Genomic DNA, 18,732 nt, shown 5'->3' on the forward strand with positions numbered 1-18,732 from the left:
ATAGTAGTATAGCAAATCCCCCGGGGTTTCGCAACCGGAAAGCGGTAAATCACATCCACCATTTGTGTACCCCGATTTCATTGACGAAAGAGGTCAAAAGTGGTATGATTCGTAGGGAATATTCAAGGGATTTTCTGCCTTTTGCCGGGCGGCCTTCGGGGGCCGGCAAAAGGCGGAAATCTTCAAAGGAGCCATGCGGCATGAATATGGAATTGGAGAAAAGCGATCAGGCCATCGCCCTGTTTCGCAATATACTCAATCTGCTCAGCGCCAGCTCGGAGGAGTACTTCTTCCTCTGGGACGTCGCCAGCAAGCGGGTCTATTTTTCAGAAAATGTCCGGTCCAAGTACGCACTTTTGGAAAAGGGCAGCTTCTGCTCCTTTGCCGAGTGGAGCAGCCTGGTCTATCCCCGGGATCTGTCCGCGCTTTTGAAGGATCTCAAGGAGATCCGGGAGGGCAAAAAGGACACCCACGAGATGGACTATCGGGTGAGCACCCGCTCCGGCGAGACCGTCTGGATCCACTGCCGCGGCTGCTGCTATCGGAACGAAAACGGCGTGCCGCTGTGGATGGTGGGCCGGATTTCCGACGCTGTGCCCGCCCAGCTGACAGATCTGCTCACCGGCGCATTCAATCTGGACATGCTGCGGAAGGATCTGGACAGTCTGCTGTCCGACAGTGCGGACGGCTATCTGCTGCTGGCCGGGGTGGACGATCTGAAATCCATCAACCTGAAAAACGGCCGCTCCTGCGGCGACCAGCTGCTCAAGCGGGTGGTCCAGTCCATGGAGGAGGCCACCGACGGGGAACGCCGGATCTACCGGACCAACGGGGACTGCTTTGCCGTGCTGTTCCCCGGCGGGGAGCAGGCGGATGTGGAAGGTGCCTTTGACCAGATCCGCAGGCGCCTGAGCGGCCGATGCACCCTCTCCGGCGGCGCCGTTCCCTTCCGCACCTATCTGGTGCCTGACGCCGGGACGCTGTACCAGTACGCGGAAAACGCCCTGGACCGGGCCAAGGCCCAGGGGAAGAACACCCTCTGGTTCTTTTCCGCCGAGGACTATGAAAAGGACCTGGCCGCTCTGGAGCTGCGCGAGGAGCTGGAGGACGCCATCGAGCAGGATTTTGCCGGCTTCTCCCTGTTCTATCAGCCGCAGGTGGCCTCCGGCACATACCAGCTCTGCGGAGCAGAGGCACTGCTTCGGTTTCGCTCTCCCCGCCGGGGCGACGTGTCTCCGGTGGAGTTCATCCCCATCCTGGAGGACAGCCGCCTGATCTGCTCCGTGGGGCTTTGGGTGCTGCGCTCTGCTCTGGAGCAATGCCGGCAGTGGCGCCGCATTGTCCCGGATTTTTCCATCAGCGTCAATATGTCCTATACCCAGCTATGCGAGGCGGACATCGCCGACCGCGTGCTGGAGGTCCTGCGGGAGAGCGGCCTGCCTGGCAGCGCCCTGATCGTGGAGGTCACGGAGGACAAGCAGCTTCTGGACTACCCTGCCCTCAACGAGATCTTCCGCTTGTGGAAGCTCTCCGGCATCCAGATCTCTGTGGACGATTTCGGCACCGGCTACTCCAGCCTGGGCCGTCTCCAGGCCATGGATGTGGACGAGGTCAAGATCGACCGCAGCTTCGTCAGCGGCATTCAGCGCAGCGTGTACAACTACCGTCTGCTGGGCAACATGATCGAACTGGCGGACGCCAGCTCCATCCGGGTGTGCTGCGAGGGCGTGGAGACGCCGGAGGAACTGGCGGCGCTGGAGGAGCTCCATCCCCGGCTGCTTCAGGGGTTTTTGTTCTCCCGCCCCCTGCCGCCGGAGCAGTTCGAGGAGCTGTATTTCCGGCCGGACAGCGACGCCTGCCGTCAGCGTCAGATCCGGGAGCAGTCCCTGCGGCAGCCTCTGGCCGTGGCGGAGACCTGCGCCGACGAATTCCAGGAGGACGAGCTGGTCAAGTCCATCCTGGCCGCGGAGAACGACATCTTCTACATCAGCGACCTGGAGACCTGTGAACTGTACTATCTCAACCCCGCCGGGCAAAAGCTCTTCGGCACCCGGGACTACCGGGGCAAAAAGTGCTACAAGGTCCTCCACGGGCGGGACGAACCCTGCCCCTTCTGCACCAACAAGGTCTTGAAGCCCGACGACTTCTTCATCTGGGAGCAGGAGAACGAATACTGCGGACGCCGCTTCATCCTCAAGGATAAGATCCTCACCTTCCGCGGCAAGCAGATGCGGCTGGAGGTGATGCTGGATGTCACCAAGCATGAGATCATCAGCGAGAATCTGCGCCAGCGGCTGCGTTTTGCGGAAAAGGTGGTGGATTATACCGCCATTCTTTCCCGCTATCCTGATTACAGCCAGGCGGTGAATCATGTGCTGGCCTCCGTGGGTGAGTTTTATCAGGCGGACCGGGCCTATCTCTTCGAGCCGGACAAGCAGAACGAGGGGTACTGGAACAACACCTTTGAGTGGTGCCGGGAAGGAGTGGAGCCCCAGGCCCAGAACCTCCAGATGGTCCCGCCGACGTCTCTTGCCCGCTGGATGGACCACTTCCGCGTGAACCGTTCTGTCAGGATCTACAATTTGGACACCCTGCGGGAGTCCAACCGCCAGGAGTGGTCCGATCTGAGCCAGCAGGACATCACCCGCCTGATCGCGGTTCCCCTGCGCATGGATGACCGGATCATCGGCTTTCTGGGGGTGGACAACCCCCGCTACTCCATTCATGACGACTCCCAGATCCGGGTCCTCTCCTATTTCCTGGTCAACCGTATCCGTCAGGACTGGAACGAGACCCGCCTGCGCATGCTGCTGCGTTCGGACTACCGGAATATCCTGGGCAACGTCGGCGTTGGTCTGTGGATCCTTCTGCTGGAGGAAGGTACCGAATCCGGACAGATGCTGGTGGACGATACCATGCGCCAGATCCTGGGCCAGACGGAGCCCCTCTCACCGGAGGAGTGCTATCAGTTCTGGTACAGCCGCATCAATGACGGCTATTATCACTACGTCAACCAATCCCTGGACAGCATGATCAAAAGTCACCGGGTGGTCCAGCTGGAATACACCTGGAACCATCCCCAGCTGGGCGAGGTGGTGGTCCGCTGCACCGGCATCCGCACCGCCGACCGCAACGGGAAGATCTGTCTGGAGGGTTATCACCGCATTCTCAGCGGCATCCAGCAGACCCAGTTCCTGCCGGATGTGCATAACCGGGAGATCTTCGAGTACAACGATCTGAACCGGACCATCTTCTTCCATACGGACCGGTCCTTGCTGTATGGTGAAAATATTCATGAATCCGGCTTCCCCCAGTGCTGGCTGGACCAGGAGCTCGTCCACCCCCACTTTGTCGAGACCTTCCGCAACACCTTTTCCCGTGTGCGGCTGAAAGCGGACTCGGAGCTGCCGGAGGTCCTGCTCAAATCCAAGAGCGGTACCTATGAGTGGTTCCGTCTGACGCTTCGGCATCTGGGACAGGATCAGCAGGACCGGGATACCGTGGTGGCGGTGGTGGAACCCACCGGGATGGAGCGGGTCCGGGAGCTGGAAAATATGCGGGTCCGCCGGTTCTATCAGGTGCTGCTGTCGGAGGCCATCGCCTATGCGGAGGTGGACCTGGAGAGCGGACAGCTCAAATCCATCGGCGGCCTGTGGAGCGGCTACGAGCAGGACTACCGCCGCAATACCCGGCATTTCTTCTCGGTACTGGAGCAGCGGCTTGCGCACTATCTGACTGAAAAGGACATGGAGGAATTCCGCCTCTATCGGAACAAGCGATACTGCGAGGAGCTGTTTGAAAAGCAGGTATCCAGCCGCGCCTTCTCCTACCGCCGCCCTGTGGGCCAGCAGATGCGCTGGGTAGAGCTGGTGATCCACATTTTCCGGGAGGATGTGACCCAGAACGTCTACGCGCTGATCTACCTGCGGGATATCAACAGCGAAAAGGAAAAGGAAGTCTCTCAGGAGATGGCCGCCAGCCGGGATCCTCTGACCGGCCTTTACAACCGGGCTGCCTTTGAGCGGGAGCTGTGCCAATACGTGCAGTCTGCGGACACCTCCCCCTGCGGCGCGCTGCTGATGCTGGATATCGACAACTTCAAGCAGACCAACGACCAGCTGGGACATCTGGAGGGCGACAAGGCCCTGCAGCGGATGGCAGGCATCCTCACCGCCACCTTCCGTCACGAAGACATCATCGGCCGTCTGGGCGGCGATGAGTTTCTGGTATTTGCCAAAGGCCTGTGCGACTATGACAGCATCTCCCGCCGGGTGGAGCTGCTGCTCAGGACCCTGCGCAGCGACAAGGAACTGCCGCTGTACAGCAGCGTGGGGATCACCCTCGTCCGGTCGGAAAACTTCCGCTACACCCGCTGTATCAAGGAGGCGGATATTGCTCTGTACAGGAGCAAGAACGCCGGAAAGGACGGCTTCAGCTTTTATGAGCCGCTGGAATGACTTTATCATAGGCAAAGAGGAGCCGCCTCCCCAATGGGGAGGCGGCTCCTTTGCATGCAGGCTCACTTGATGAGGATGCTCACCGGGGCCTCCAGCGCTGAGGCGTGAGAGTAATAGGCTTCCAGCCAGACCTCATCTTCCCGGTAGCCGGGCAGAGGCAGCGTCAAAAAGCCGTCCTGATCATCGTCGGAGACCGTCATGCCCATCTGCCCCATCTCCCATGCCGTTCCCTCCGCGTCATAGAAGGTCATGGCAAAGGGGCTGCTCATCAGGGCGCCGTCCAGCCGGAAGTCCAGCAGCCAGCCGTCCGGCCGCAGCTGGGCAGAGGTCAGCTCCACCCCCTCCGGCAGCCAGAGCGCCGTTCCCTGCGCCAGGTCCACGTATACCCGCTGGCGGTCCTTGTCCAGCCATCTGGCGCCGGTGATATGGACCGTCAGGTGGTCGCTGCCGCTGAACCAGCTGCTCTCCAGGCGGTAGGACACCATGGCGGGGCTGTCTGTGTCGCCGCTGGCGGTGATGCCGCTGGAGACCGCGTCGAACCGCTCCCCGTCCTCGTTTTCCAGGTAGAAGTCCAGCCCCTTGAGCCAGGCGGTGTTGGCCTCGTCCCCCACCACGTTGATCCGGACGTGGGTGGGATATACCTCCGCCTCCGTCAGGGTGAAGGTCTGGCCGTCCAGCTCAAAGGCCCGGTCCACGGGGATCCGCTCCCCCTTGGCGGTGAACTGGGGATCGAAAGTCAGGTCGAAGGTGAATTCCGCCAGGATCTCCGCCTCCCCCTCCGGGGCCGGAGAGAGCAGCTCGTCCTCGTAGGCCCGGTCCGGTGCGGCGGGGGTCTCCTCCCCTTCCGCCCGCTCGCCGGTAACGGCGAAGGTTATGGTGAACCCATCCGGCACATCCCCGTCCACGTAGTCCAGGGAGAAGCGCAGCAGCGTCCCCGGCGCCCGGCGGAAGTCGGACCCCAGGATGCCGCACTTCTGGACAGGGAAGAACTCAGGCATCTCGGCGGAGAGGCTCTCGTATCCCTCTCCCTCCAGGGTGAAGAAGATGTTCACCTGCTTCTGGTCCACGATGACGTGCTGAACGGTGGCGGTGATGCCGTTTTCGGTCCGGGAGAGGCCGATGGGCTGGACGTACTCGTTCTCCACAGCGGCAGACAGACTGGGCGACCAGGACACCGCCTGGGCCAGGTCCCGCAGCAGCGGGATGCGCCCGCAGGCGGCCGCAAAGGGTGGGAACAGATTGACCAGCAGCACAAACGCTGTGAAACAGACCGCCAGACTGCCCAGCGGAATCCCCAGGAGCCGCCGCTTTCTCTGTGAAGTTTGATTCCTTGCCAGTGCCCTCTGCACCGTATATTCCAGGGCTGGAGGGATCTGCTCCAGCTCCGCCAGCAGGGCCGTGTACTCCGCGTTTCGGTTCATGGTCTGTCCTCCTCTCCCAGTTCCAGCCGCAGCAGCGCCAGGGCCCGGCGCTGCCGGGTGGCCACGGTCCCCTGAGGGATGCCCAGGGCGGCTGCCGTCTCGGCCTGTGTGTATCCGCTGAAGTAGCGAAGGATCACCACGGTCCGCAGCTGCTCCGGCAGACGGCCCACGGCCTCCTTCAGAGGCAGTGCATCGTAATCGTCGGGCCCGGCGGTGTCCGGCAGGGCCTCCTCTCCGGCCAGGCGAGTGCGGCGGCGCAGCTCCCGGTGGCAGGTGTTGATGAGGATGCGGGTGAGCCAGGTGTCGAAATGCTCCGGCTCCCGGAGCTTTTTCAGGGCCCGCAGAGCCTGGTACACCGCCTCGTCCACGGCCTCCAGGGCGTCGGCCTCGCCGCCCAGATACAGATAGGCGGTGCGGTAAAGCCGCTGCCGCAGGGCCTCCACCCGGGCGGCGAATTCCATCTGATCCATGGGCGATCCTCCTTTCTTGCTCTTTGTACCCATTAGAGCCGCGGGCGGCGGCATTTGTTTTCCGGAAGAGCGATTTTTTTGCGGTGCCGCCGGGGGGCGGTCTCTTGCTTCTTGGCCCTCCCTGCCGGACAGACCGGGATCAGCCTTCTCCTCTGACGGAAATGTCTCTTTAGGCCCTCACAGGAGAGCCTTCCTCCCCTTGGAGGAAGGTGGACGGCGCGCACGCTGGGGTGGATGAGGGGGCCGGGGGCGGTGGCGTATCGTGAGCGCTGCCATTGCCCGGCGGGAGGCCGCGGGATACCCGCAGAGGACCCGCCCCCATTTACAGCACCAGCGTGGTTCCCCCCGGCCGAAATAAGTTCGGCCGGGGCTGCGCTAAAAACTTGCCCCCGGCAAGTTTTCTTCACGCTGCGCCAGTCAAAAGAAAACCGCCGGGGCGGCAAAACGCCCCGGCTGGGGCGTTTTGTCGGAATACGGGGGTCGTGCGAAGCGGTCCGGCGGGCGTCGATGGCCCCGTCGACCCTGCGCCTTACCCTGGCGGGCGAAGAGCCTGGTCCCCGCATAACGACTGCGGCGGAGGGACGGGGTGAAAAATCGCACTTGCCTCTGCTCCTCTTTCCGCGCGTTCCGCTTTGCTACGCGCTGGCCCGGCGGTCCCGCCGGCCTTGCTCTTTCCCTGACGGTCGAAGGTTTTTGCTGCCGTGTGGAGCGTGCGGCGGAGGGATGAGGGTGCTTGCCGACTTGGTCTGCTCCTCTTCCCGCTGCCGCTGGCCTGGAGTCAGGCGAGAGCCTGAGCGGCGGGCGGATATAGAAATCCGCCCCTACGGCAAAATGGGGCGGTCAGCTGCGAGGCACCGGTATCGGCAGGCGGAACCCATGACCTGCCGCAGCGTGCTGCCAGCCTCCATCAAACGCCAGGTGAGCGGCAGCGGAAAGCGGCGCTGGTCCATTCGTTTCCCGCCCCGTCTCCCCACCGCAGTCGTTATGCGGAGACCGGGCTCTTCGCGGGATCGGTCCGGCGCAGGGACGACGGGGCCATCGACGCCCGCCAGACCGCTTCGCGCGACCCCGCACTCACGAAAGGGCGACCCGGATGGGCCGCCCTTTCGTTATAGCGTTTTTCTCTTTTGGACCGGCCGCGGCCCGGAAGGTGAATTGCCCCGAAGGGGCAAGAGAAGCCCCTCTGGAGGGTTCTCTTTTTGGCAAAAAGAGAAAATGGGGGGGGCGGATCCCCGCAGGACCCCCGCGCCCCCGGAGGGCGGATCCCCACGGGACCTCCCGCCTCCGCCCGCCGGGGCGGGCCCCGATGTCAGCGCTCCCGCCCCGCCAGGGCCTCCGCCAGGGCAGTCAAAAACCCGTCGCCGTCCCAGGGCGCCACGGCGGCCACCGCCCGCTCCGTGCAGGCAGCCACCTCCTTCTGGCAGCCTTTCGGCGTCAGAAGGTTGGCGAAGGTGACCTTGCCCTCCTCGGCGTCAGAGCCAATGGGCTTGCCGAAGTCCATCTCGTTGCCCACCACGTCCAGCAGATCGTCCCGGATCTGGAAGGCCAGGCCCAGCTCCCGTCCGTAGACCTCCGCCGCGGCCAGCAGGTCCCCGTCTCCCCCGGCAGCCTGGACGCCGATGCGGCAGGCCCCGGCGATCATGGCGCCGGTCTTGAGGTTGTGGACCTGGGTGATCTCCTCCCGGGTCCGGGGAGCATGGAGAGTGTCCAGCACCTGCCCGGCCACCATGCCGGCGGCGCCGGCAGCCTGGGCCAGGGACAGGGCGCAGGCGCAGCGGCGCTCCGCGTCCAGGTCCGGGGCGGTCAGCAGCAGGCGGAAGGCCTCCGGCTGGAGGGCATCTCCCGCCAGGACGGCCAGGGTCCCGCCGTAGACCTTGTGGTTGGTGGGCTTGCCCCGGCGCAGGTCGTCGTCGTCCATGCAGGGCAGGTCGTCGTGGATCAGGGAGTAGGTGTGGACCAGCTCCACGGCGCAGGCGGCGGGCAGGGCCCTGCGCCAGTCCGCCAGCCCCGCCGCCCGGGCGAAGGCCAGCACCATCACCGGCCGGATGCGCTTGCCCCCGGCCAGGAGGCTGTACCGCATGGACTCATAGAGGTCCCCCCAGGGGTCCTTGTCCGTAAAGAGGGCCTTGAGCGCGCCCTCCACCTCCCGGCGGTATTCGTCGAACTGCGCCTGAAATGCCTGCTTGTCCATCATCGTTACGCCTCCTCTTCAAAGGGCAGCTCCACGGGGGCGCCGTCGGCGCCCTTCATGAGCTTGACCACCTGCTGCTCCGCCTTGTCCAGCTCCTGGGTGCAGGCGGCGATCAGTTTCGTGCCCTCGGCAAAGAGGGCCAGGGAGTCCGCCAGCTGGGCGTCCCCCTTCTCCAGGGCAGCCACGATCTCCTCCAGCCGGGCGATCTGCTGCTCAAAGGTCTGCTTCTTGGCGCTCATGGCCGTTCCTCCTTCTCATAGGGCCTGTCCACCACGGCGGTGAAGCCGCCCTCTCCCAGTGTGATGTCCACCCGGTCCCCCGCCGACACGTCCCGGCAGGAGCGCAGGATCGTTCCCTCGGCGCCCCGGGCCACGGCGTAGCCCCGGCCCAGCACCGCCAGGGGGCTCATGGCGTCCAGGGCCGCCGCCAGGGCGGCGAAGCGCTGGCGCTTGCGGGCGATCTGCGCCGACGCCAGGTCCCCCAGCCGCTGCTGGAGGTGGAGGAGCTCCATGCGCTTGTCCTGGACGTAGGCGCTCTGGTCCCGGAGGACCCGCTTGGATGCCAGGTCCTCCAGATGCCGGCGCGCCGCCGTCAGCCGGGCGCCCTCCGCCTGGGCCATGCGGTCCCCGGCGCCCCGGAGCCACCGCAGCAGCTCCCCCTGGTCCGGCACGGCGATCTCCGCCGCGTTGGAGGGGGTGGAGGCCCGGGCGTCCGCCACGAAGTCGGCGATGGTCACGTCCGGCTCGTGGCCCACGGCGGAGATGACCGGGGTCTCGCAGGCGTAGATGGCCCGGGCCACCCGCTCGTCGTTGAAGGCCCACAGGTCCTCCATGGACCCGCCGCCACGGCCGGTGATGATGACGTCGCCGATCTTCCACTTATCGGCGTACCGGATGGCCCCGGCGATCTCCGGCGGGGCCTCGGCCCCCTGGACCCGGACCGGCAGCAGGATGACCTTGGCGATGGGATACCGCCGCCGCAGAATGCGGATCATGTCGTGGACCGCCGCGCCGGCGGCGGAGGTGACGACGGCGATGCGCTCCGGATAGGGCGGCAGGGGCTTTTTGTGGGCGGGGTCGAACAGGCCCTCGGCGTAGAGCCGGGCCTTGAGCTGCTCGAAGGCCACCGCCAGGTCCCCGGCTCCCTCGGCCGTCAGGGCGTCGCAGTAGAGCTGGTAGGCCCCGTCCCGGGGGAACACGCTGACCCGGCCCCGGGCGATGACCTGCATGCCGTTCTCCGGCCGGAACCGCAATCGCAGGGCGGACCCCTTGAACATGACGCACCGCAGGGCCCCCTCCGGGTCCTTCAGCGTGAAGTAGTGGTGGCCGGAGGGATAGATCTTGTAGTTGGACAGCTCCCCCCGGACGAACACCTCCCGCAGGGGCGGCGCCGCGTCCAGCAGGCCCTTGACCAGATGGTTGAGCTCCGAGACGGAAAATACGTGCTGTTCCACCGCTTCCCTCCTTCCGCACTGAAAAAAAGCGCAGAGCGGGCGGCGGCTGCTACCGCTCCCGCTCTGCCGTGCATGGTGTTATTCCGTGATCTCCTGCCGCACGAAGGTGCCCAGGATGCCGTTGATGAACTTCACCGTCTCCGGCGTCTCGTACTTCTTGGCGATCTCCACGGCCTCGTTGATGGCGGCGCCGTTGGGGATCTCCGGCATGTAGAGGATCTCGTACATGGCCACCCGCATGATGGCGGAGGCCACCAGGGGGATCCGGGCGAAGTTCCAGCCCTTGGCGTATTTGGCGATATAGCCGTCCAGCTCCGGCCCGTGCTCCGCCACGCCCCGGACCAGGCGGCGGATATAGTCCGCCTGCTTGGCGTTGGGCATCTCCTGGTAGAGGGCGTCCTCGGCGGAGAGGGTCTCGAAGGCCTCTGCCGTCAGGCGCTGGTCCAGCAGATCCTCCACCGTCTTGTCGGTGAAGCTGAGCTCATAGGAAAGATGAACGGCGATCTCCCGCGCGGTGTTCCGTACCATAAATCTTACTCTCGTTTCTCTGTGTCGTTTGGTGAAAAGGGGGCTCTCAGGCCAGGGTCACGGCGCCCACATGGACGTTGACGGCGCCCACGGAGCAGCCGGTCATGGCCTCCACGGCGTTGATGACGGCCTTCTGGGCGTTCTCCGCCACCTCGGGAATGGGATGGCCGTACTGGACGGTGAGGTACACGTCCAGCGTCAGGGCCGTGCCGGTCATGTCGATCTTCACGCCCTTGGCGCCCTTCTGGGCGTTGCGCTTGTTGTTCACCAGGTCGGTGACGCTGCCGCCCAGATTGGTCATCATGCCGGACACGCCCTCCACGTCCCGGACGGCGCCCACGGCGATGGCGGCGATGACCTCCTCGGAAATGTTGATGCTCCCGTTCTCCTCCGGCAGCGTCATATACTCTCTGCTCTCGCCCATCGTATGATTCTCCTTACCCTTTGGTATCCTTTGTAAGAGGGATGTTTTCCGAATCAATATTCTACCATGCCTCCGGCAAAATTACAACTGCTAATTTGCTGCCATGACTTTCACGGCGCTGGCGGGATAGCCGCTCTCACTGACGGCGATGTCCACCACCTTGGCAACGTCCGCCTCGGTCAGCTCCCCGGTGTCCGTGGACACCACCACGCTGATGCCGTCCTCCCCCATGAAGGCAACGCAGTCGGCGTAGCCCTTGGCGGTGACCAGGTTTTCGATCTGGGCCTCGGTCAGGGTGTAGGAGGCCAGGACCTGGATGCCCTCGGAGGCCTCGGTGGCCGCGGTCTCAGCGGCCCCCTCCTGGGCCGCCGCCTCCTGCAAAAGGGAGATGGCGTTGTCCCGGGCCTGCTGGCGGGTGAGCCGGGCGGAGGCGAAGTAGTCCCCGCCGGTGTAGACCGCCGTCTCGTCCCCGGTCCCCTCGGCCCCCTCGCCGCCGGAGACCAGCGCCGCCTCCCCCAGGATCTTGGTGCCGGCCTCGGCGCTCTCCGCCGCGTCGGCCCCCTCCTGGGCGGAATACTTCCAGTTCAGCGCCGCGGCGGCGCACACCAGCACCGCCATGGTCAAAAGCACTGCGTTTCGTTTCCAGTTTCCTCTCATGGGTCCTCTCCTCCTCCAGATGATCACTGCCATTTTGCCACGGTGACGCGGTCCGCGGAAAGACCCGTCAGCGCCGTCACCGCCTCCGTCACCGCCAGGCGCACCGCCGCCTGGTCCCCGCCCTGGCACACCACCAGGGCGCCCCGGTAGGTGGGATACCAGGTCTGCTTCACGATCGGCGTCTGGCCCTGGCCGTCGTCCACCACCACCGTCTCGCCGGAACGGGAGGTGAGCGCGGAGTCCTGCCAGGACTCCTCCACGTCCTCCGCCAGAAGCCGCCCGCCGTCGCTCTCCGCCGTCAGCAGCACCTGCACCCGGCCCACGCCGCTGATCTTGGAGAGGATGTCCTCCATCTCCCCCTCCAGGTCCCGGGTCTCCAGGCACGGCTGGCCGGAGGCGCTTTCCGCCCCGGCGGAGGAGCCGCCGCCCTCCGGCCACAGCAGCAGCACCGCCCCCGCCAGGGCCACCAGCGCCACGAATTTGTACTTGTCCCATAGTTTTTTCGCTCCTTCAAGTTTCATCGTCCTGTTCCTTCCAAATCTGCCGCTCCGGCGGGATACCCAGTTCCTCCGCGATGTACGCCGAGAGCTCCGCCGACCGGGGGCCCGTCAGTTCCACGGCGGAGGGGACGGGGATGCCGTCCGGGCTGTTCTCCGTCTCTACCCGCGCCGTCACCGCCAGCCCCAGGGCGGCCCCTTTGTCCGATATATATGCCGCGGTCCGCTCCGCTATGCCCGCCGCCAGGGCGTCGGACTGGGCGGCCTCCAGCTCCGATTGACGCTGCTCCACCTGCTCCGTCCAGTCCGAAAGGCCGGCGGAGAGGCCGCTCAGGTCCAGTTCCGCCGCCGGCCGCAGCAGCACCGCCAGGAGCAGCAGCCCCCCGATGAAGGTGGCCGTCCGCCGCAGTCCTCCCTCCGGGATCAGGGCCTGCACCACCGACACCAGCAGCGCCGCGGCGGACACCGCCAGCAGCCACCGTCCCAGTGCCTCCATCATGGCGTCACCGCCCCCACCGTGGCCAGGACCGACACCAGCAGCAAAAGGGCGCAGCTGCCGGTCATGCCCAAAATCAGTCCGAAGGCGCCGCCCAGGCCGTCGATCAGCTTGCAAAGGCCCGGGGCGCCCACCGCCCCGGCCAGAAAGGCCGTGAGCTTGTAGAGGAGGTACTGGACCCCCAGCTGCAAAAAGGGATAGGCGCAGGCGGCCAGGATCGCCAGGGTGCCGAAGATGCCGATGGTGTTTTTCAGCATCCCCGCCCCGGCCAGCACCGTCTCCGAGGCGTCGGAGATGATGCCGCCCACCACCGGCACCACGCCGGAGATGGCGGCCTTGGCCATCTTCACCGTCACCGCGTCGGCGGAGCCGGTGATGACCCGGACCACGGACAGATACGCCGTGAAGGCCAGGACCGCTCCGGTCAGCAGCCACGTCACCACCTTCTTCACCCCCTCCGCCAGGGCCCCCAGCCGGTTTTCCGGCAGGCAGGCCGCTGCCGTCACCACGCCGATGTAGAGATACACCAGCGGCAGGCACACCCGGTCGATCAGCCGGATCAGCAGGTCCACGAAGAACACCGTGGCCACCTGCTGGACCGTGGCGGTGGTGACGGCGCCGCTGGCGGCGGCCGCGGCGGCCAGGGTGGGCAGCAGGGTCTGGGAGAAGGCCGAGAGGTCGTCGATGGTGGCCGCCCCCAGGCCCATGAGGGTATCCAGGCTTCCCGCCGCCGCCACTGTCACAGACAGCGCCCCCGCCATGGGAAGAAAGAGGGGTGCCTTCATGCCGCTGCCCAGGAAGAACCCCTCCGCCGCGCCGCACAGCACCACCACCAGCAAAATGGCCGCCGCGCCCCGCAGGCGCTGGCGCACCACGGCCCCCGCCTGGTCTCCCAGGGACTGGACCAGCGAGGCCAGGGCGCCGGTGAGGCCGCCCGCGGTCAGGTCCGCGTCCGAGAGCAGCTCCTCCGCCGCCTCCGGGGCGGAGCGGACCAGGTCCTCCGGCACCTCCGCGGCCCGGGCGGACACCGTCAGCACCACCACCGCCGCCAGACACATCAGTACGGTTTTCATCGCATCAGCTCCACCAACAAATCCAGCACCGCTCTCATCAGCGGCAGCGCCGCCAGCAGCGCGCACACGGTGCCCGCCGTCTCCAGCACCGCCGCCAGGGCCGACTCCCCGGCGTCCCGGCAGAGGCCGCCCCCCGCCCGGACCACCAGGGCGATGGCCGCCGTCTTGTACAGCGGGGCGAACAGCTCCGTGGACACCCCGCTGTACGCCTCCAGCTGCCGCAGGAACGCCCACAGCTCCCCCAGGGCCGGCACCACCAGGGCGATCACCGCCGCCGTGGCCGCCAGGGCCAGCAGCAGCGCCGTCTCCGGACTGCCCCGGCGGACCACCAGGGCCAGCACCGCCCCGATCACGCACAGCCCCGCCGCCTGCACCGCCGTCTCCATGGCTAAAAGTCGAACAGGGTCTTGATGAGGTCGAACAGGTCGCTGATCTCCCGGACCATCATCATCAGCACCACCACCAGACCCGCCAGCACCACCATCAGCCCCTGTTCCTCCCGCCCGGAGCGGATCAGCAGCTGGTTGAGCACCGCCACCAGGATCCCGATGGCGGCGATCTTGAAAATCAAATCCACATCCATGTTCTCAGCCCTCAAATCAGTAAGATCACCAGCAGCGCCCCGGCGGAGAGCCACAGCGCAGCCGACCGCTTCTCCCGCTCCATGCTGGCCGCCCGCTCCGCCTCCAGGCTCCGCTCCAGCCGCTCCGCCGCCGCCGTCAGGGTCCGGCAGACCTGCGCCTCGTCACCGGAGAGGCCGGAGGCGGCCTCCGCCAGGGCCTCCCGGTCCTCCGGCGGCAGGGGCAGGTCCTGCGCAAGACGCCGCCAGGCCGCCTCCGCCCCCTCCCCCGCCGCCAGGGCCCGCCCCAGACGGCGGAAAAAATCGCTCTCCCGGCCCAGCCGCTCCAAAAGGCGGGGCAGAGGCGTCCGCTCCAGGCGGACGGCCTCCGCCATGCGGGAAAGGCCCGACGAGAGCGCCCACAGCGTGTCCATCCTCCGGCGGCGCTCCGCCCGCTGCCGCAGCCAGCCTCCCAGGGCGGCCCCGGCCACCAGCAGCCCGCCCAGTATCCTCACCATGGCAGCTCCTCCACCTCGTAGCGCCGGACGGCCCCCTCCCGGCGGATCCACACCGCCAGGCGGAACACCCGGTCCGCCAGGAGCCGGGCGTACAGGGGCTTTTCCCGCAGCTCCTCCATACTCCCGGCGTGGATGGTGGCCAGCAGCCCCACGCCGCACCCGGCGGCCATGGCCGCCGCCTCCAGGTCCGCCCGGACCGTGATCTCGTCCAGGGCGATGACCTGGGGGTTCATGGCCCGCAGCACCATGGGGATGCCCACGGCCTTGGGGCACGCGTCCAGCACGTCGGTCCGGGGGCCCAGGTCCATCTGGGGCGCGCCCCGCCAGCAGACGCCCACCTCGCCCCGCTCGTCGATCAATGACACCCGCTGGGGCGGCACGCCCCCGACCCCGGCGGAGAGGCACCGCACCAGATCCCGCAGCAAGGTGGTCTTGCCCCCGCCCGGAGGCGAGAGCAGCAGCGTGCTGCAAAACACGCCCTCCCGGAACAGCCGGGGGGCCAGGGGCTCTGCAATGCCCCGCTTCTCCCGGGCAATGCGGATCACCGCCGATGAGAGCTCCCGCAGGTTCGTGTTCACGCCGCCCTTTATCACCGCCGTGCCGCAAAGGCCCACCCGGAACCCGCCCCGGACGGGCAGGTAGCCGTCCCGGATGGTCTCCGCCGCGGCGTAGCGGGAAAACTCTGTTGCCAGGTCGCACAGCGTCTCCAGATCCTCCGGCTCCACGGCCTCGTCCAGCGCCAGCTCCCCCGCCGGCAGCAGCACCGACATGGGCCGCCCGGCCCGGAGCCGGAACTCCTCCGCCTCGGCCCTGCGCTGCTCCGGCAGCGCCAGGGCGGCCTTGCGCAGCCGGGCCGGCAGGAACTGGGCCGCCTCTTCATAGCGCAGAATGTTCTTGTCCTTCTGCAAGGGTGACCCCCCTTTCTTTGGTTAGTCCACTGTATGAGAGGTTGTCCCCGCTTATGCCTGGGATTTTTCGCCCCGGGCCGTTGTAATTTGGCGGCGGCTGTGCTACGCTGGGAAAAAATGATGGGAGGCGCGCTTATGTACGAACTGATCCAGGCGGCGGAACACACCTATTACATCCAGTGTCCCGCCAAGATGGGCCTGTGGGTGCCGGACGGGAAGTCGGCGGTGCTGATCGACAGCGGCGGCGACAAGGACGCGGGCCGCAAGGTGCAAAAGACCCTGGAGGCCCAGGGCTGGACCCTCTCCTGCATCCTCAACACCCACGCCAACGCCGACCACAACGGCGGCAACGCCCTGCTCCAGCAGCGCCTCCATGCCCCGGCCTACGCCCCGGGCATCGACGCCGCCGTCACCACGTATCCCATCCTGGAGCCCGCCTTCCTCTACGGCGGCTATCCCCCCAAGCCCCTGCGCAACAAGTTCCTCCTCTCCCAGCCCAGCCGGTGCGAACCACTGACGGCGGAGAACCTCCCCCAGGGATTGACACAGCTGGCCCTGCCGGGCCACTTCTTCGACATGTGCGGCTTCGGCACGGCGGACGGGGTGTGGTTTCTGGCGGACTGCCTCTCCGGGGCCAACATCGTGGAAAAGTACCACGTGAACTTCATCTACGACGTGGCGGCGTATCTGGAGACCCTGGACAGGGTGTGCCAGCTGGAGGGCCGCCTCTTCGTCCCCGCCCACGCCGAGGCGGCGGAGGACATCCGCCCCCTGGCGGAGCTGAACCGGGCCAAGGTGCTGGAGATCGCCGGGGTGATCCTGGAGCTGTGCCGGGAGCCGAAGATGTTCGAGGAGATCTTGCAGGGCGTGTTCGCCCGCTATCAGCTGACCATGGACTTCAACCAGTACGTGCTGGTGGGCAGCACCGTGCGCTCGTACCTGGCCTACCTGCTGGACCGGGGCGCCGCGGCGGCGGAATTTGATGACAACCGCCTGCTGTGGCGGGCGGTGTGAGACTGGCGCAGCAGGTTTGGCAAGCGCGCAGAAGCAGAAAACGGAGGGCCCCGGGGGGGGGGGTCCTCCGTTTTGTTTTTCCTGTTTTTTTGCGCGTAGAATTCTCATAAAACCTTGCGAATTTCCAAGGATTTTCCAGTTTTTTGCAAGTTCCGGCAATGCGGCAAAAAGTTTGTTTTTTGCTTGACAATCTCCGCGGGGTTGATGATAATAGAAACAGCGGCGTGACGCCGCTTGTCAGAAGCAGGGATTTCAGGGAGCAGAGAGACAATGGATATTCGGGAGCTGAAATATTTCATCCAGGTGGCAAAGGACGGAAATTACTCCGTGGCCGCCAGAAAACTGTATATCTCCCAGCCCGCCCTCAGCAAGGTCATCCACAAGCTGGAGGAGGAGATGGGCTTCGAGTTTTTCTACACCTTCCAAAAGCGCCAGAATCTGACGGATCTGGGCATGGCCTTTTATGAAAAGGCCGTCCGGGTGGTCAGCGAGTACGAGGGCCTGATGGAGACCGCGCCTCCGGGCAAGGCCATCTACAAGGGACAGGTGTTCTTCGGCTTCCCCCCGGTGGCCGGGACGTGCTATTTCTGCGATCTGATCGCCAAATTTGCCAAGGAATACCCCGGCATCAAGCTCCACATCGAGGAGCGGGGCGCCAACCGGATCCTGGCGGGCGTGGAGGCCGGAACGCTGGATGTGGGCTGCGTGGTGGGACCGGTCCAGACCCAGAATTTCGACTATGTGCCCTTCATCCGGGACACCTCCTGCCTGGCGGTCAGCGAGAACCACCCCCTGGCCGACCGGAAGATCGTCTCCCTGGCGGAGCTGAAGGACGAGTCCTTCGTCCTGCTGGGCCGGGACTTCGCCACCCATCACGACATCATCTCCGCCTGCCATCAGGCGGGCTTTGAGCCCAACATCGTGCTGCTGTCCTCCCAGTGGGACTTCGTGGTCCAGATGGTGCGGCGGAATTTCGGCATCGCCTTCCTTCCGCTGTCCGTGTTCCGGCGGTTCTCCTTCCCGGACATCCGCCTGCTGGAGGTGAAGGATCCCATGAGCTCCACGGAGCTGGGCCTCGTCACCAAGCACGACAGCTACATCTCCCGCAGCGTCAACTGCTTCATCAGCTTTGTTATGGAGCAGATGGGCGATCACCCCTTTACCGTGTGACTCCCCCCGGTAACGCAATGAGAGCCGGCCGACGCCGGCTCTCATTTTTCTGCCGCCAAAGTCAAGTATTTCCAGCGGGAAACTTGATTTTACGCTGGATCAGGCGTAATATTCCGGCGGCTTTTTCAGCGTGCGGAACTGCTCCATGTCGTGGCCGAAGAGGATCTGGGCATGGTGTTCTGCGGCGTACCGGCGCAGGTACTCCATGGCGGCAAAGTAGCCCTCCTGGTCCACCACCGCGCCGGAGAGCTTTGCCGGCGGGCCGAAGTGTTCCCGGCAGTAGGCGGCGTCGGCCACCAGCAAAAAGGTGCCGCAGTCCAGTTCCACGGACAATCCCAGCATTCCGAAGGAATGGCCCGGGCCCAGGTTCAGAATGGTCACGCCGGGACACAGGGGCGTCTCCCCCGCGTCCGCGGACACCGGCACCCAGCGGGTCCCGGCGGCCTTCCAGCTGTCCACGTCGCACTGGACGTGGAACAGGTCCAGCGTGCCCGCCGCGGCGTCGGACATCACCTGCTCCAGCTCCCGCTGGTGGACGTAAACGTCGGCCTGGGGGAACAGGTGGACGCCGCCGGCGTGGTCCAGATGCAGGTGGGAAAGCACAACCTTGGTTATCCGGCCGGGGTCCACTCCGATCCGGGCCAGCTGGTCCGGCAGGTTCTCGCCGGGGCCGGTCACATACGGGTTGCCACACAGCTCCGGCGGCCAGGCGCCCTCCATGGCCTTGGGGTGGCAGCCGGCGTCAAAGAGGATACAGCCCTCCGGCGTATCCAGCAAAAAGGAGTGGATGGGGATGGCGGCCTCCGCGTCCGGCTCATCCAGAACGGGATTGGCCCCCTTCATGACAATTTTCCCCAGGTCCAGCACATAGAGCTTCATGGGTTCTCCCCCTTTCG

The 18,732-nt window shown here is 65.8% G+C and carries 19 protein-coding genes; 3 read left to right on the forward strand and 16 right to left on the reverse strand.

Translation table 11 applies throughout. From position 1 onward, the window contains the following. The first annotated feature begins 200 nt into the window (after positions 1-200). Positions 201-4,457, forward strand: a complete 4,257-nt coding sequence (locus tag ACVDHE_RS13180) for an EAL domain-containing protein (protein ID WP_458884822.1) — start codon at positions 201-203, stop codon at positions 4,455-4,457. Positions 4,458-4,519: 62 nt separating this feature from the next. On the opposite strand, the gene ACVDHE_RS13185 is transcribed toward ACVDHE_RS13180, so the two are convergent. The 15 genes from ACVDHE_RS13185 to ACVDHE_RS13255 all read right to left on the reverse strand — a co-directional run bounded on the left by ACVDHE_RS13185 (position 4,520) and on the right by ACVDHE_RS13255 (position 15,652). Beyond that, positions 4,520-5,878 (reverse strand): DUF4179 domain-containing protein, encoded by a 1,359-nt coding sequence (locus ACVDHE_RS13185; protein WP_458884823.1) that lies wholly within the window; start codon positions 5,876-5,878, stop codon positions 4,520-4,522. Beyond that, complete coding sequence (locus ACVDHE_RS13190) at positions 5,875-6,348, reverse strand: sigma-70 family RNA polymerase sigma factor (RefSeq protein ID WP_213038458.1); 474 nt, start codon at positions 6,346-6,348, stop codon at positions 5,875-5,877. Before ACVDHE_RS13190 ends, ACVDHE_RS13185 begins: the two co-directional genes overlap by 4 nt. A 1,309-nt stretch (positions 6,349-7,657) precedes the next feature. After that, positions 7,658-8,542, reverse strand: a complete 885-nt coding sequence (locus tag ACVDHE_RS13195) for a polyprenyl synthetase family protein (RefSeq protein WP_458884824.1) — start codon at positions 8,540-8,542, stop codon at positions 7,658-7,660. A gap of 2 nt (positions 8,543-8,544) precedes the next feature. Beyond that, a complete protein-coding gene (gene xseB / locus ACVDHE_RS13200) occupies positions 8,545-8,778 on the reverse strand; it encodes an exodeoxyribonuclease VII small subunit (RefSeq protein ID WP_458884825.1) in 234 nt (77 codons plus the stop codon). Further along, positions 8,775-9,992: an exodeoxyribonuclease VII large subunit gene (gene xseA, locus ACVDHE_RS13205; RefSeq protein WP_458884826.1), complete on the reverse strand. Its 1,218-nt coding sequence runs from the start codon at positions 9,990-9,992 to the stop codon at positions 8,775-8,777. The genes xseB and xseA overlap by 4 nt, the downstream gene beginning before the upstream one ends. A 78-nt stretch (positions 9,993-10,070) precedes the next feature. After that, complete coding sequence (nusB, locus tag ACVDHE_RS13210; RefSeq protein WP_458884827.1) at positions 10,071-10,520, reverse strand: transcription antitermination factor NusB; 450 nt, start codon at positions 10,518-10,520, stop codon at positions 10,071-10,073. Between the two features lie 46 nt (positions 10,521-10,566). After that, positions 10,567-10,944, reverse strand: a complete 378-nt coding sequence (locus ACVDHE_RS13215) for an Asp23/Gls24 family envelope stress response protein (RefSeq protein WP_213038462.1) — start codon at positions 10,942-10,944, stop codon at positions 10,567-10,569. 90 nt (positions 10,945-11,034) lie between these two features. Continuing rightward, positions 11,035-11,601, reverse strand: a complete 567-nt coding sequence (locus ACVDHE_RS13220; protein ID WP_213038463.1) for a SpoIIIAH-like family protein — start codon at positions 11,599-11,601, stop codon at positions 11,035-11,037. Positions 11,602-11,624: 23 nt separating this feature from the next. Further along, on the reverse strand, positions 11,625-12,122 hold the full coding sequence (locus tag ACVDHE_RS13225; protein WP_458884828.1) for a stage III sporulation protein AG: 498 nt from the start codon (positions 12,120-12,122) through the stop codon (positions 11,625-11,627). After that, complete coding sequence (locus ACVDHE_RS13230; RefSeq protein WP_325227716.1) at positions 12,112-12,597, reverse strand: stage III sporulation protein AF; 486 nt, start codon at positions 12,595-12,597, stop codon at positions 12,112-12,114. The genes ACVDHE_RS13225 and ACVDHE_RS13230 overlap by 11 nt, the downstream gene beginning before the upstream one ends. Next, complete coding sequence (locus ACVDHE_RS13235) at positions 12,594-13,667, reverse strand: stage III sporulation protein AE (protein WP_213038466.1); 1,074 nt, start codon at positions 13,665-13,667, stop codon at positions 12,594-12,596. Before ACVDHE_RS13235 ends, ACVDHE_RS13230 begins: the two co-directional genes overlap by 4 nt. Beyond that, a complete protein-coding gene (locus ACVDHE_RS13240) occupies positions 13,664-14,053 on the reverse strand; it encodes a SpoIIIAC/SpoIIIAD family protein (RefSeq protein ID WP_325227713.1) in 390 nt (129 codons plus the stop codon). The genes ACVDHE_RS13235 and ACVDHE_RS13240 overlap by 4 nt, the downstream gene beginning before the upstream one ends. A 2-nt stretch (positions 14,054-14,055) precedes the next feature. Continuing rightward, a complete protein-coding gene (gene spoIIIAC / locus ACVDHE_RS13245; protein ID WP_213038468.1) occupies positions 14,056-14,250 on the reverse strand; it encodes a stage III sporulation protein AC in 195 nt (64 codons plus the stop codon). Between the two features lie 11 nt (positions 14,251-14,261). Next, positions 14,262-14,744 carry a stage III sporulation protein AB gene (locus tag ACVDHE_RS13250; protein ID WP_458884829.1) on the reverse strand — a complete coding sequence of 161 codons (483 nt, stop codon included), beginning with the start codon at positions 14,742-14,744 and terminating at the stop codon, positions 14,262-14,264. Further along, positions 14,738-15,652 carry a stage III sporulation protein AA gene (locus tag ACVDHE_RS13255; protein WP_325227709.1) on the reverse strand — a complete coding sequence of 305 codons (915 nt, stop codon included), beginning with the start codon at positions 15,650-15,652 and terminating at the stop codon, positions 14,738-14,740. Before ACVDHE_RS13255 ends, ACVDHE_RS13250 begins: the two co-directional genes overlap by 7 nt. A 135-nt stretch (positions 15,653-15,787) precedes the next feature. Here ACVDHE_RS13255 and ACVDHE_RS13260 point away from each other — a divergent pair, with 135 nt between their 5' ends. Both ACVDHE_RS13260 and ACVDHE_RS13265 read left to right on the forward strand, forming a co-directional pair. Beyond that, positions 15,788-16,666 carry an MBL fold metallo-hydrolase gene (locus ACVDHE_RS13260; protein WP_458884830.1) on the forward strand — a complete coding sequence of 293 codons (879 nt, stop codon included), beginning with the start codon at positions 15,788-15,790 and terminating at the stop codon, positions 16,664-16,666. Positions 16,667-16,936: 270 nt separating this feature from the next. After that, on the forward strand, positions 16,937-17,836 hold the full coding sequence (locus ACVDHE_RS13265; RefSeq protein WP_418725729.1) for a LysR family transcriptional regulator: 900 nt from the start codon (positions 16,937-16,939) through the stop codon (positions 17,834-17,836). A 99-nt stretch (positions 17,837-17,935) separates the two neighbouring features. Here ACVDHE_RS13265 and ACVDHE_RS13270 read toward each other — a convergent pair whose 3' ends face one another. Further along, on the reverse strand, positions 17,936-18,715 hold the full coding sequence (locus ACVDHE_RS13270) for an N-acyl homoserine lactonase family protein (protein ID WP_458884831.1): 780 nt from the start codon (positions 18,713-18,715) through the stop codon (positions 17,936-17,938). Positions 18,716-18,732: the final 17 nt, after the last annotated feature.

The organism is Dysosmobacter sp. Phy (assembly GCF_054476235.1).

What these genes read in the sequence shown, in the direction of transcription:
- ACVDHE_RS13235 (WP_213038466.1), bottom strand. Translation starts at nt 13,667, where the DNA reads ATGAAAACCGTACTGATGTGTCTGGCGGCGGTGGTGGTGCTGACGGTG.
- ACVDHE_RS13180 (WP_458884822.1), top strand. Translation starts at nt 201, where the DNA reads ATGAATATGGAATTGGAGAAAAGCGATCAGGCCATCGCCCTGTTTCGC.
- ACVDHE_RS13220 (WP_213038463.1), bottom strand. Translation starts at nt 11,601, where the DNA reads ATGAGAGGAAACTGGAAACGAAACGCAGTGCTTTTGACCATGGCGGTG.
- ACVDHE_RS13265 (WP_418725729.1), top strand. Translation starts at nt 16,937, where the DNA reads ATGGATATTCGGGAGCTGAAATATTTCATCCAGGTGGCAAAGGACGGA.
- ACVDHE_RS13185 (WP_458884823.1), bottom strand. Translation starts at nt 5,878, where the DNA reads ATGAACCGAAACGCGGAGTACACGGCCCTGCTGGCGGAGCTGGAGCAG.
- ACVDHE_RS13230 (WP_325227716.1), bottom strand. Translation starts at nt 12,597, where the DNA reads ATGATGGAGGCACTGGGACGGTGGCTGCTGGCGGTGTCCGCCGCGGCG.
- ACVDHE_RS13250 (WP_458884829.1), bottom strand. Translation starts at nt 14,744, where the DNA reads ATGGTGAGGATACTGGGCGGGCTGCTGGTGGCCGGGGCCGCCCTGGGA.
- ACVDHE_RS13225 (WP_458884828.1), bottom strand. Translation starts at nt 12,122, where the DNA reads ATGAAACTTGAAGGAGCGAAAAAACTATGGGACAAGTACAAATTCGTG.
- ACVDHE_RS13270 (WP_458884831.1), bottom strand. Translation starts at nt 18,715, where the DNA reads ATGAAGCTCTATGTGCTGGACCTGGGGAAAATTGTCATGAAGGGGGCC.
- nusB (WP_458884827.1), bottom strand. Translation starts at nt 10,520, where the DNA reads ATGGTACGGAACACCGCGCGGGAGATCGCCGTTCATCTTTCCTATGAG.
- ACVDHE_RS13240 (WP_325227713.1), bottom strand. Translation starts at nt 14,053, where the DNA reads ATGGAGACGGCGGTGCAGGCGGCGGGGCTGTGCGTGATCGGGGCGGTG.
- ACVDHE_RS13190 (WP_213038458.1), bottom strand. Translation starts at nt 6,348, where the DNA reads ATGGATCAGATGGAATTCGCCGCCCGGGTGGAGGCCCTGCGGCAGCGG.
- ACVDHE_RS13195 (WP_458884824.1), bottom strand. Translation starts at nt 8,542, where the DNA reads ATGATGGACAAGCAGGCATTTCAGGCGCAGTTCGACGAATACCGCCGG.
- ACVDHE_RS13260 (WP_458884830.1), top strand. Translation starts at nt 15,788, where the DNA reads ATGTACGAACTGATCCAGGCGGCGGAACACACCTATTACATCCAGTGT.
- spoIIIAC (WP_213038468.1), bottom strand. Translation starts at nt 14,250, where the DNA reads ATGGATGTGGATTTGATTTTCAAGATCGCCGCCATCGGGATCCTGGTG.
- xseB (WP_458884825.1), bottom strand. Translation starts at nt 8,778, where the DNA reads ATGAGCGCCAAGAAGCAGACCTTTGAGCAGCAGATCGCCCGGCTGGAG.
- ACVDHE_RS13215 (WP_213038462.1), bottom strand. Translation starts at nt 10,944, where the DNA reads ATGGGCGAGAGCAGAGAGTATATGACGCTGCCGGAGGAGAACGGGAGC.